11 protein-coding genes are annotated in these 11,711 nt (G+C 46.7%); 7 read left to right on the top strand and 4 right to left on the bottom strand.

Translation table 11 applies throughout. From position 1 onward, the window contains the following. Positions 1 to 283 precede the first annotated feature (283 nt). From gatC to KI350_RS18940, 5 genes are all read left to right on the top strand, one after another. Positions 284 to 574: an Asp-tRNA(Asn)/Glu-tRNA(Gln) amidotransferase subunit GatC gene (gene gatC, locus KI350_RS18960; protein ID WP_003179590.1), complete on the top strand. Its 291-nt coding sequence runs from the start codon at positions 284 to 286 to the stop codon at positions 572 to 574. Positions 575 to 596: 22 nt separating this feature from the next. Further along, positions 597 to 2,054, top strand: coding sequence for an Asp-tRNA(Asn)/Glu-tRNA(Gln) amidotransferase subunit GatA (gatA, locus tag KI350_RS18955; RefSeq protein ID WP_023855604.1), 1,458 nt, complete (start codon positions 597 to 599; stop codon positions 2,052 to 2,054). 13 nt (positions 2,055 to 2,067) lie between these two features. Then, positions 2,068 to 3,498 (top strand): Asp-tRNA(Asn)/Glu-tRNA(Gln) amidotransferase subunit GatB, encoded by a 1,431-nt coding sequence (gene gatB / locus KI350_RS18950; protein WP_020450467.1) that lies wholly within the window; start codon positions 2,068 to 2,070, stop codon positions 3,496 to 3,498. A 167-nt stretch (positions 3,499 to 3,665) separates the two neighbouring features. Beyond that, positions 3,666 to 3,968, top strand: coding sequence for a DUF2089 family protein (locus tag KI350_RS18945; protein WP_025810340.1), 303 nt, complete (start codon positions 3,666 to 3,668; stop codon positions 3,966 to 3,968). Further along, positions 3,965 to 4,246, top strand: coding sequence for a hypothetical protein (locus KI350_RS18940; RefSeq protein WP_020450469.1), 282 nt, complete (start codon positions 3,965 to 3,967; stop codon positions 4,244 to 4,246). Before KI350_RS18945 ends, KI350_RS18940 begins: the two co-directional genes overlap by 4 nt. Before the next feature lie 72 nt (positions 4,247 to 4,318). On the opposite strand, the gene KI350_RS18935 is transcribed toward KI350_RS18940, so the two are convergent. Together KI350_RS18935 and KI350_RS18930 are read right to left on the bottom strand one after the other, a co-directional pair. After that, positions 4,319 to 5,401, bottom strand: coding sequence for a glycoside hydrolase family 26 protein (locus KI350_RS18935; protein ID WP_025810342.1), 1,083 nt, complete (start codon positions 5,399 to 5,401; stop codon positions 4,319 to 4,321). A 123-nt stretch (positions 5,402 to 5,524) separates the two neighbouring features. Next, positions 5,525 to 6,373, bottom strand: a complete 849-nt coding sequence (locus tag KI350_RS18930; protein WP_025810344.1) for a TetR/AcrR family transcriptional regulator — start codon at positions 6,371 to 6,373, stop codon at positions 5,525 to 5,527. Between the two features lie 146 nt (positions 6,374 to 6,519). On the opposite strand from KI350_RS18930, the gene KI350_RS18925 reads away from it, so the two are divergent. Further along, a complete protein-coding gene (locus KI350_RS18925; protein ID WP_025810346.1) occupies positions 6,520 to 9,678 on the top strand; it encodes an efflux RND transporter permease subunit in 3,159 nt (1,052 codons plus the stop codon). 131 nt (positions 9,679 to 9,809) lie between these two features. Further along, on the top strand, positions 9,810 to 10,010 hold the full coding sequence (locus tag KI350_RS18920; RefSeq protein WP_020450473.1) for a hypothetical protein: 201 nt from the start codon (positions 9,810 to 9,812) through the stop codon (positions 10,008 to 10,010). A 98-nt stretch (positions 10,011 to 10,108) separates the two neighbouring features. Here KI350_RS18920 and KI350_RS18915 read toward each other — a convergent pair whose 3' ends face one another. Together KI350_RS18915 and KI350_RS18910 are read right to left on the bottom strand one after the other, a co-directional pair. After that, a complete protein-coding gene (locus KI350_RS18915; protein ID WP_033155047.1) occupies positions 10,109 to 10,651 on the bottom strand; it encodes a GNAT family N-acetyltransferase in 543 nt (180 codons plus the stop codon). Positions 10,652 to 10,664: 13 nt separating this feature from the next. Next, entirely contained in the window at positions 10,665 to 11,618 is a 954-nt protein-coding gene (locus KI350_RS18910) for a nucleoside hydrolase (protein ID WP_025810350.1), read from the bottom strand. Between the last annotated feature and the right edge of the window lie 93 nt (positions 11,619 to 11,711).

Raw genomic sequence — 11,711 nt, 5'->3', positions numbered from 1 at the left:
CCTATCAAACTATTCCCCATCAATCAACCGTGAAAAACATCCGATTTTATTGAAAAAGAGCGTGATGGTTCTGATAAGCATCATAATGAAAACGCTTACAAATATTATATAAAGTAAAAATATTCTGAATATTAGTACGTGCTATTTTACTGAATTTTTCATGTGCGATAAAATAAAAGCCGCCTAATGGGGCGAAGATAGTGGTTTTGTTGATTTAGAAGGCTAAAATTTGATATGATCAGTATTATGACTAAGCGAGAATAACCTTGGAGGTGTTTTTAGTATGTCGCGTATTTCTATAGAAGAAGTAAAGCATGTCGCCCATCTTGCCAGACTGGCGATTACGGACGAGGAAGCGGCGATGTTTACCGAACAGCTTGACAGCATTATTTCATTTGCAGAAGAGCTGAACGAAGTCGATACAGAGAATGTTAAACCAACAACGCACGTATTGCAAATGAAGAATATCATGAGGGAAGATGTCCCTGATAAAGGACTTCCGGTTGAGGACGTTGTCAAAAACGCGCCTGATCATAAAGACGGCTACATCCGCGTGCCGTCAATCTTGGACTGAATAAAGGAGGGAGCGAGAAAACATGTCACTGTTTGACCATAAAATATCTGAATTAAAACGTCTCATACATAATAAAGAGATCAGCATATCAGATTTAGTCGATGAATCTTACAAACGGATTCACGAAGTTGACGGAAAGGTACAAGCCTTTTTGCAGCTTGATGAAGAAAAAGCCCGCGCATACGCCAAAGAATTGGACGAAGCGCTTGATACCCGTGATGAGCACGGCCTTCTTTTCGGGATGCCGATCGGTATTAAGGACAATATCGTAACAAAGGATCTGCGGACAACGTGCGCAAGCAAAATTCTCGAGAACTTTGACCCGATCTATGATGCAACCGTTGTTGAGCGTCTTCACGAAGCTGAAGCGGTCACCATCGGAAAGCTGAACATGGATGAATTCGCGATGGGCTCTTCCACAGAAAACTCAGGCTTTAAAAAGACAAAAAACCCGTGGAATCTCGAAACTGTTCCGGGTGGATCAAGCGGAGGCTCTGCGGCTGCGGTTGCGGCCGGGGAAGTGCCGTTTTCACTTGGATCTGACACGGGCGGATCGATTCGCCAGCCGGCATCTTTCTGCGGCGTCGTCGGCTTAAAGCCTACATATGGACGCGTTTCCAGATACGGCCTTGTCGCATTTGCTTCTTCATTGGATCAAATCGGCCCGATCACAAGATCTGTCGAAGACAACGCCTACCTTCTTCAGGCGATTTCAGGCGTCGACAAAATGGATTCGACGAGCGCCAATGTGGACGTGCCCGACTATCTGTCAGCGTTAACAGGCGACATTAAAGGACTTAAAATCGCCGTGCCGAAAGAATACCTCGGCGAAGGAGTGGGAGAAGAAGCGAGAAATTCCGTGCTTGAAGCGCTGAAAGTGCTCGAAAGCCTTGGCGCGACATGGGAAGAAGTATCGCTTCCGCACAGCAAATACGCGCTGGCGACTTACTACCTGCTTTCTTCATCTGAAGCATCGGCAAACCTGGCGCGCTTCGACGGCATCCGCTACGGCTACCGCACGGACAATGCCGACAACCTGATCGACCTGTACAAACAAACGCGTTCCGAAGGATTCGGAAACGAAGTGAAACGCCGCATCATGCTCGGCACGTTCGCGCTCAGCTCAGGCTACTATGATGCGTACTATAAAAAAGCGCAAAAAGTCAGAACGCTGATCAAAAAGGACTTTGAAGACGTATTTGCAAACTATGACGTTATCATCGGACCGACAACGCCGACGCCGGCATTTAAAATCGGCGAAAAAACGAGCGATCCGCTGACCATGTACGCCAATGACATTCTGACGATTCCTGTCAACCTTGCGGGCGTACCGGGAATCAGCGTACCGTGCGGCTTGGCGAACGGCTTGCCGCTCGGCCTGCAAATCATCGGCAAACACTTTGACGAAAGCACAGTATACCGCGTCGCCCATGCATTCGAACAGGCGACAGACCACCATAAAGCAAAACCTGAACTGTAAGGGGTGAAAAAACATGAACTTTGAAACGGTAATCGGACTTGAAGTCCACGTGGAGCTCAAAACAAAATCGAAAATTTTCTCCAGTTCTCCAACGCCATTCGGCGCGGCGGCCAACACGCAGACAAGCGTTATCGACTTAGGCTATCCGGGTGTACTGCCTGTGTTGAACAAAGAAGCCGTTAATTTCGCGATGAAAGCCGCGATGGCGCTCAACTGCGAAATTGCGACAGAAACGAAATTCGACCGGAAAAACTATTTCTACCCCGACAACCCGAAAGCTTATCAAATTTCTCAATTTGATAAACCGATCGGCGAAAACGGCTGGATCGAAATCGAAGTCGGCGGAAAAACAAAGCGCATCGGCATCACCCGCCTTCATTTGGAAGAGGATGCGGGAAAATTGACGCATACAGGCGACGGCTACTCCCTTGTCGACTATAACCGCCAGGGAACACCGCTCGTTGAAATCGTCTCCGAGCCCGATATCAGAACGCCTGAAGAAGCTTACGCCTACCTTGAAAAACTGAAATCAATCATTCAGTATACAGGCGTTTCCGATTGTAAGATGGAAGAGGGCTCGCTCCGCTGCGACGCCAACATCTCCCTCCGTCCGATCGGACAAGAGGAGTTCGGCACAAAGACAGAGCTGAAAAACCTGAACTCATTTGCCTTTGTTCAAAAAGGCCTTGAGCACGAAGAAAAACGCCAGGCGCAAGTTCTTTTGTCAGGCGGTGTCATTCAGCAGGAGACGCGCCGCTATGATGAAGCGTCCAAAACGACGATTTTGATGAGGGTCAAAGAAGGATCTGACGACTACCGCTACTTCCCTGAGCCTGATCTTGTCGAGCTTTACATTGACGATGAGTGGAAACAGCGCGTGAAAGACAGCATTCCTGAGCTTCCGGACGAGCGCCGCAAGCGCTACATCGAAGAGCTTGGCCTGCCTGCCTATGACGCGAAAGTGCTCACTTTGACAAAAGAAATGTCCGACTTCTTCGAAGCAGCCGTCGAAAAAGGCGCAGACGCGAAGCTGGCGTCGAACTGGCTGATGGGTGAAGTGTCGGCTTACTTGAACGCTCAGCAACAAGAGCTTGCGGATGTTGCGCTCACGCCTGAAGGCCTTGCAGGATTGGTCAAGCTGATCGAAAAAGGCACGATTTCATCGAAAATCGCGAAAAAGGTCTTCAAAGAATTGATCGAAAAAGGCGGAGACGCAGAAAAAATCGTCAAAGAAAAAGGCCTTGTGCAAATTTCTGACGAAGCGACGCTCAGAAAGCTTGTCACAGAAGCGCTCGACAACAATCCGCAATCGATCGAAGACTTCAAAAACGGAAAAGACCGTGCGATCGGCTTCCTTGTCGGCCAAATCATGAAAGCCTCAAAAGGACAAGCGAACCCGCCGATGGTCAACAAGCTTCTTCTTGAAGAGATTAATAAACGATAAAAAAACAGACTTATGCTACTTAAATGGAGGTCCTCATATTGGGGACCTTTTTTTATTTGTGTAAAGATGTAAATAAATAAAATTAAAATTTATTTGAACTTTATTTAGATATATATTATCATTAATTTGAGTTTTGTTTTTAAATTTATTGATAAGAGGGGCTGTCTATGGAAAGAAAAGATGTACCCGAGTGGATATTGGCTTTAGAAGAAGAGGATGTAGAATTTATTAAAAATTTTATGCTGAAATCTGGTTCGTTAAAAGAAATTGCAAAGAGTTATCAAGTATCTTATCCAACAGTTAGGGTTAGGTTGGATCGATTAATACAAAAAATTCAACTCATTGATGAATTGGAAAATGAGACTTTTGTTCATTTTATTAAACAGTTAGCTATCGATGATCAGATAAGTCTGGAAAATGCAAAGTTAATCATTGAGAAATATAAAAAAGAGCGGGGTGTTCATAAATGAATACTATATATATACTACTGATCGGATTTGCAATACTGGGAATTCAATATTTTTTATCGACCAGAAATCGTACTTTTTGGGGAGCTATACTGCCAACAGCTTATATCATTTTTCTCGTTGCATTATCCATTCATGAAGGAAAATCTTTCGCATCATTTTATCTTCCTCTTATTGGCGGACTGGCTTTATTGCTGGGGGAATGGATTAAAGGCAGAGAAGCTTTGAAAAAAAAGCAGGAAAGAGAAATGAGAGTTATGAAAGCCATGGATATTAAATAACAGGACCAGCCTCAAAAGGACAGAACAAGCTGCTTAAAAAACCTTGGAGAATAATTCTCCAAGGTTTTTTCGTTATTCCACAACAGGCGTCAAAGAACCGCCGTCCCAGATGTCTCCTTTATTCAGCGTCCATGGATGAAGATAGAGGGCGCCCGCTCCCTTATTCACAGCAGGGCTCCACTCATCGTTCCACGCCAGGAAGTACGTCGTATTCGGGTATTTCTCTTTGATTGCATGGATAAACCGCGCGTAATCCAGCCCGCCGTTTGTCATCTGCGGCCCGACCTCTGTAAAGGCAAACGGCTTGTTCAGAGATGTGAGCTGATCGTAGCCATCAATGGCGTACGGGTCATCAAAATAAGCGTCAAGCCCGACGATATCAACATATGATGCGCCCGGATAAAAGTCTGTTTTATAGTCTCTGTTGGCATCAGGCGCATACACCCACAACAGATGATCCAAGCCTCTTGTCTTTGTCATATAGTCATAGATTTTCACATAGAGCCGTTTGTATAAGGAGATTCTCGCGCTGTCTTTTTGATTATATTGCGTCAGCCCCCACCAGAACCATTCGCCGTTCATTTCATGAAGGGGTCTGAATAGAACGGGTACGCCTTCATTTTCAAGCTCCTGAAGGCCATCGGCGATTTTGCTCAGCATCGCTTCAAGCCGTTTTCCTTCGGGCGTGGAAGAATCTAAAATTCTCTCATACTGGTTGTTTGAAATCTGAGTTTTATAATGACCCGAAGTAAACGCGGGGTTTGCGAGGTGCAGGCTGATTTGCGGAATGCCTCCGCTTTTCCAGTATGCGATCAAATCGCTGTTGCAGCTGTAGTCAATCGTATCGGCGATCTCTTCCGGCTCCAGCCATCCCCTTGCATAATCGCAGCCGTATATGGCTGGCAGCTGTCCTGTTGCTTGTTTGATCCGGTCGGCTTCAATCAGCGAAAATGTGTCAAGGCTGTATCCTCCGAATGCCCCGGACATCACCCGGTTTTCCGTCCGATTGGGCAGGTGGGCAAGCCAGTTCATCACCGCTTTCGTCGTCGGCTGGGCATTCGGATTCACCGGAGAAACGGTGTGTGCGTAGCTCGGCTGCGAAACGGCAAAAGCAAGGAGCAGCGCGAAGATAGAGCAAACGATGCTTTTTTTCACTAAGGTAAAACCCCCTAAAAATCTAGATTGTCTTAAGCGATCTTATTATACATGCTGTTTCCAAAATATTCATGGTCAGATCGTCGTATTGTAGGGAAATAAAAAAACAGCCATCAGGCTGTTTTATGAATGAAGGAAACGGGTGATCATTCCATAGAGATGCTGGACATTGTCCTGATGCTCCAAATTTGTCAGCATGCCCTGGAGCACGGGGATGCGGGGCGAATCTTTTCTCAGCTCTTCCTCGATCACATCCAGTGTAATGAGAATGTCTTCCGGCAGCGCCGGCTGACGTTTGGCATCTTCAAGCTCCCGCAAAATCGTATGTTTATCGGCCGTACTGCCGGCGTTCCGGTAATAGCTGTACGTCCGTCCGGCCAGGATCGGCTGCTCCCCGTTTTGAACCATGCCATCAATCATGTCATCGATTCTTCTCATAATAAAATCCGCAAGTTCGTAAAAATCGATATCCAGTTCATTAAAGATAAACAAATTTTGATAAGACTGCACGATGCCTTGAACGATCACGGACAAGTCTGACAGATAGGGCTTCACAATGTCCCCGTAGGCTGCTGACAGCGCGTTTTTATACGTCTCGTGGAATTTTTGGCTGACATTTTTAAAATATTCTTCGATCTTGCTGTTTTCCGGGATGCTGTGTTCGCTGATCATCACGAGAATAAAGTCGCGGTGCTCCTTGCTCTCACTGAATTGATAAGCAATCTGCTCCTTGAACGTTTCCTTCGGAGGAAAATTCTTTTGCTGAATGATCTTCATATTTTCCATCGTTCGATCGATATAATACTTAATGATTGCAAGCAAAAGCGCTTCTTTCGACTTGAAATGGAGGTAGAAAGCTCCTTTTGAGATGTTGCATTCATTGGCGATGTCCTGAATCGTTGTGGAAGCAAACCCGTTTTTCGCGAACAGGTGCAGGCCTGCTTTAATGATTTTTTCTTCTTTTTCTGTCATGAATGTACCCCTTTAACACTTCTTTAAAATTGAATAAATTTTAACATATATAAGTTGACGCTGTTTACTTTTGAAGTTTATTATTGTATAGAATGACCAGTCAGTCAATCTGTATTCTGAAAATGATATACACAATGGAGGTCGTAATGAATTCTATCATTAATTTTGTACTAAAGAACAAGTTCGCTGTGTGGCTGATGACGATTATTGTTACGGTTGCCGGCATTTATGCGGGTTTAAATATGAAGCAGGAATCAATTCCTGATGTGAACATGCCTTATTTGACCGTCAGCACGACATACCCCGGAGCCACTCCGAGCCAGGTAGCTGATGAAGTCACAAAGCCTGTTGAACAAGCCGTGCAAAACCTGGACGGCGTCAGCGTTGTGACGTCCACTTCGTATGAAAACGCATCATCGGTGATGATTGAATACGATTATGAAAAGGATATGGACAAAGCGAAGACGGAAGCCGCTGAAGCATTGGCGAATCTCGATCTGCCGGACAATGCGAAAGAGCCGAGCATTTCGCGCTACAGCATGAATTCCTTCCCGATCCTCGCGCTCAGCGTGTCCAGTGATAAAGACGATCTTCAAAGCTTGACGAAAAAAGTGGAAGACAGCCTCCTGACGAAGCTTGAAGGCCTTGAAGGCGTAGCTTCCGTTCAGCTTTCCGGGCAGCAGGTTGAAGAAGTCGAATTTTCATTTAAAAAAGACAAATTGAAGCAATATGGGCTTGACGAGGATACAGTCAAGCAAGTGATTCAAGGATCTGATGTGACGACTCCGCTTGGGTTGTACACATTCGGGAAAGAAGAAAAATCGGTCGTCGTCAGCGGCGATATCGAAACAATTAAAGACTTGAAAAATATGAGAATTCCAGCGGCGTCTGCCGGAGGCGCAAGCGCGCAAGCCGGAGCGCAAAGTGCGCAAGCGGCCCAGGGCGCGCAGGCTCAAGCCGGAGCACAGAGCGCCGGACAAGCTCAGCAAAGCGCGGGAATCCCGACGGTTAAGCTGTCTGACATCGCAACGATTAAAGATGTCAAAAAAGCCGAATCCATTTCACGAACCAATGGTAAAGACAGCATCGGCATCAGCGTCATTAAAGCAAACGACGCCAATACCGTCGAGGTAGCCGACAACGTAAAAGCTGAACTCGAACAATTCAAAAAAGACCACAAAGGCTTCAAATACAGCTCGACATACGATCAAGCCGAACCGATCACCGAGTCGGTCGAGACGATGCTGAGCAAAGCGATTTTCGGAGCGATCTTTGCGGTTGTGATCATTCTCTTATTCCTAAGGGATATTAAATCAACATTAATCTCGGTCATTTCGATTCCATTGTCATTGTTAATCGCACTGCTTGTCTTGAACCAGCTTGATATCACGCTCAATATCATGACGCTCGGCGCCATGACGGTCGCCATCGGACGGGTTGTCGACGACTCGATCGTCGTCATTGAAAACATTTACCGCCGCATGAGGCTGAAAGATGAGCCGCTGCGCGGAAAAGCGCTCGTGCGCGAAGCGACGAAGGAAATGTTCATGCCGATCATGTCATCAACGATCGTGACGATCGCGGTATTCCTGCCGCTCGCACTCGTCGGCGGTCAAATCGGCGAATTGTTCCTGCCGTTTGCCTTAACGATTGTATTCGCGCTTGCCGCATCCCTGCTGATCGCGATCACGCTCGTGCCGATGCTTGCGCACACCCTCTTCAAAAAGTCGTTGACAGGTGCGCCGGTGAAGGCGAAAGAACACAAGCCTGGGGTACTGGCCAACTTCTACAAAAAAGTGTTGAATTGGTCGCTCAGCCATAAATGGATCACTTCGATCATCGCGGTTCTAATGCTGGTCGGAAGCTTGTTCCTCGTGCCGCTAATCGGAGCGAGCTACTTGCCTGCTACAAAAGATAAAATGGTGCAAATCACATACACTCCTGAACCGGGAGAAACGAAAAAAGAAGCGGAAAAAGAAGCGCAAAAAGCTGAAAAAGTCCTATTGGACCGCAAACACGTCGATACGGTTCAATATACGTTAGGAGCGGGAAATCCGCTGATGGGCGGAAGCTCAAACGGCGCGTTGTTCTATATCAAATATGAGGAAGACACACCTGATTTTGATAAAGAAAAAGACAACGTCCTAAAAGACATTCAGAAGCAATCCAAACGCGGAGAATGGAAAACCCAGGATTTCAGCTCTTCAGGCAATAACAATCAGTTAACCTATTATGTGTACGGAGATTCAGAAAAAGAGATTAAAGGCACTGTAAAAGAGATCGAAAAGATTATGAAAGACCAAAATGACCTGAAGAACGTAAACTCAGGCCTGTCCAGCACATATGACGAATTTACTTTTGTCGCTGACCAGGAGAAATTAAGCAAACTCGGGTTAACGGCATCACAGATTTCTCAGGCGCTCATGAAAGAAACATCGCAGGCGCCGCTTACAACCGTGAAAAAAGACGGAAAAGATCTTGATGTCACGATTAAAACAGAAGAAGAAACATATAAAAGCGTCAAAGATTTAGAAAACAAGAAAATCACAACTCCGACCGGCCAGGAAGTAAAAATCGGCGATGTCGCGAAAGTGAAAGAAGGCACGACATCTGACACGATTTCAAAACGCGACGGCAAAATCTATGCCGATGTCACGGCGGAAGTCACATCTGAAAACGTCACAGCCGTATCAGTCGACGTACAGAAAAACATCGACAAGATCGAGCTGCATGACAACGTCACAATCGATACAGGCGGCGTATCCGCTGATATCGAAGATTCCTTTACAAAACTCGGACTCGCGATGCTTGCGGCGGTCGCGATCGTCTACCTCGTGCTTGTGATTACATTCGGCGGAGCACTGGCGCCATTTGCGATCCTGTTCTCGCTACCGTTTACGATTATCGGCGCCTTGGTGGGACTATACGTATCAGGAGAAACGATCAGCCTGAACGCAATGATCGGAATGCTGATGCTGATCGGAATCGTCGTCACAAACGCAATTGTCTTAATCGACCGCGTCATCCATAAGGAAGCGGAAGGGCTCTCAACGAGAGAAGCGCTCCTTGAAGCCGGCTCTACAAGGCTCCGTCCGATCCTGATGACGGCCATCGCCACAATCGGCGCCCTGATTCCATTGGCGCTCGGATTTGAAGGCGGCAGCCAGGTCATTTCAAAAGGACTCGGCGTCACCGTTATCGGCGGTTTGATCAGTTCGACGCTCCTTACCCTTCTGATCGTACCGATCGTATACGAAGTGCTGGCGAAATTCCGCCGGAAAAAACCGGGTATGAAAGAAGAGTAAGTCGATAAAACATGAACCCCTTGGAATGCTCCTTTCCAAGGGGTTTTTTCTTTGATGAGACGATCGTCGGTGTTTAACAAATATATCCTGTGTTATGCTTTGTTTAGAAAAGGCAACAGAGGAGGCAGTGAATGGAATCGAAAGGAAACAACGAACCAAGCCCCAAAGCCGTAAAGCGGCTCACCTGGATCATACCGATCGTGTTGATCGGAGTCATATTTCTCTTAAAAAATATAAGAAACCCTGTGACTGATGTTTTATTTTATATTGTATGTGCAGGTGTTATCGCCTTAGTCATTTTCAGCATCATGAAAGAGACAAAAAGCAGATGAAAGCATGTTATGAGCTTGTCGATAAAGGTTGAAATGATCTTCATCGACAAGCTTTTTTAATGCTGCTGATTTCGTTCTCCAGCCCCGCAAAGAAGCGGTTAATCATGCGGATTGATTACCGCCAGCAGCTGATGGTCTTCCCATTTTCCGTTGATCTTAACGTTTTTCCGGGCGATGCCTTCTTTGTGAAAGCCCGCCTTCTCCAGCACCCGGATTGAGGCAAGATTACGGGGCATGACGCCGGCTTCGATGCGATGGAGCTTGAGATCGTGAAATGCGAACTCGACCATCAGCCTGACGGCTTCTGTCGTGTAGCCTTTGCCGTTGTGTTTCTGATCCAAAAAATAGCCGATGAAGGCGCTTTGCAAGGAGCCGCGCAGTACCTGGAAAAGGTTGATCGTTCCGATCAGCGCATCGTTTGCAGGATCAAAGATGCCAAAATAATAATCTTCATCATTCTGCATATTTTCATATAATCTTTGAAGCCTCTTCTGTTGTCCTTCGATTGTATAAAACTCTTCGTTCCGCTCCATTGAAAACTGTTCAAAAAACGGGCGGTTTGCGTTCTGCAATTCGAGGCAAGCCTCGGCGTCTTCAGCCGTAAGCGGCCTGATGTAAATGTTTGTCCCTTTTTTGATCATGGAAAGTCTCCTTTTATAAAGATGGAATGCGGTCGGCTTTTTTCATCAACTCTTCAAAATACGCAAAAAATTGATCCCTGTCGACTTGATCGACGACTTCGACCATTCTGCCGTGAGGATGCTCTTCTGTCGTTCCTTGGCGCGGGCTTTCCGTATGGACAACCGCCTTGACGCTGCGCGAGCGTGTCATATCGACTGTGCCGAGTGTCAGCGTCGTCAGCACATCCCAAAGGTAGTATGTCGAATTCGTCTCGTTATGGACAAGCGGCGGACACATCGCATAGCACTGGCCGATAAAATCGATCCCGACATGCTTTCTGAGGCTTGCCCAATGGGAGCGGATATCGTTTGTCAATGGCACCTGGTTCGTGCTTTCAAGCGCGACCATTTCGATCTGAATATCGCGTTCAAACACCGTCTTGACGCTGTAAGGGTCCCAAAAGGCGTTCCATTCCGCCGTCCCGTCGTGCTCAGGCTCTTCCACATTTCCTTTCTCAAGGAAGGTACCGCCCATCCAGACAAGTTTGGCAATGTGCTTGATGATCGCCGGTTCTTCCTCAAGCGCCCTCGCCAAGTCTGTCAGCGGGCCGGTGAACAGCAGCGTCACCGGTTCCGGGCTCTGTTTGACGCATTCAATGAGATGGAGGTGAGCGGGCAGGTCTGACACAGGGGTCCGGACTTCGCCTTTTTCATTTAAAAGCGGCAGGGCGTCGACATAAAAAGCGTGCATGCGCCACTCCTTCGGGAACGGATGCACCCCTCTCGAATCGGATGCCGCAGTCTCGACCTGGTACGAACCGAAGCGGTCAATGATTTTTCGGCTGGCACTGAGAGCCGGCTCCAAATAGCAATCCGCCGGTATGACGGATGCTCCGATCAATTTGACATCTTCCATCTGCAATAGCAGAAATAAAGAGACGAGATCATCGACGCCTCCGTCATGGTTAAAATAAACGGGCTTTTTCACAGCAACATCTCCTTTTTTCTTAATATTAATTATTTTACATCAATTAGATCCCGAAGTCTTTTTTACCATGAATTAGGGCATTTTATCTAAAAT

It is taken from the genome of Bacillus sp. J41TS8, from assembly GCF_018333035.1.
GTDB classification, from domain to species: domain Bacteria; phylum Bacillota; class Bacilli; order Bacillales; family Bacillaceae; genus Bacillus; species Bacillus paralicheniformis.
Note: the sequence above shows the minus strand (reverse complement) of the source record. Positions and strands in the feature narration are given on the sequence as shown.

Excerpts from the sequence above, each read along its gene's own strand:
- gatC (WP_003179590.1), top strand. The coding sequence starts at position 284 with ATGTCGCGTATTTCTATAGAAGAAGTAAAGCATGTCGCCCATCTTGCC.
- gatA (WP_023855604.1), top strand. The coding sequence starts at position 597 with ATGTCACTGTTTGACCATAAAATATCTGAATTAAAACGTCTCATACAT.
- gatB (WP_020450467.1), top strand. The coding sequence starts at position 2,068 with ATGAACTTTGAAACGGTAATCGGACTTGAAGTCCACGTGGAGCTCAAA.
- KI350_RS18945 (WP_025810340.1), top strand. The coding sequence starts at position 3,666 with ATGGAAAGAAAAGATGTACCCGAGTGGATATTGGCTTTAGAAGAAGAG.
- KI350_RS18940 (WP_020450469.1), top strand. The coding sequence starts at position 3,965 with ATGAATACTATATATATACTACTGATCGGATTTGCAATACTGGGAATT.
- KI350_RS18930 (WP_025810344.1), bottom strand. The coding sequence starts at position 6,373 with ATGACAGAAAAAGAAGAAAAAATCATTAAAGCAGGCCTGCACCTGTTC.
- KI350_RS18925 (WP_025810346.1), top strand. The coding sequence starts at position 6,520 with ATGAATTCTATCATTAATTTTGTACTAAAGAACAAGTTCGCTGTGTGG.
- KI350_RS18920 (WP_020450473.1), top strand. The coding sequence starts at position 9,810 with ATGGAATCGAAAGGAAACAACGAACCAAGCCCCAAAGCCGTAAAGCGG.
- KI350_RS18915 (WP_033155047.1), bottom strand. The coding sequence starts at position 10,651 with ATGATCAAAAAAGGGACAAACATTTACATCAGGCCGCTTACGGCTGAA.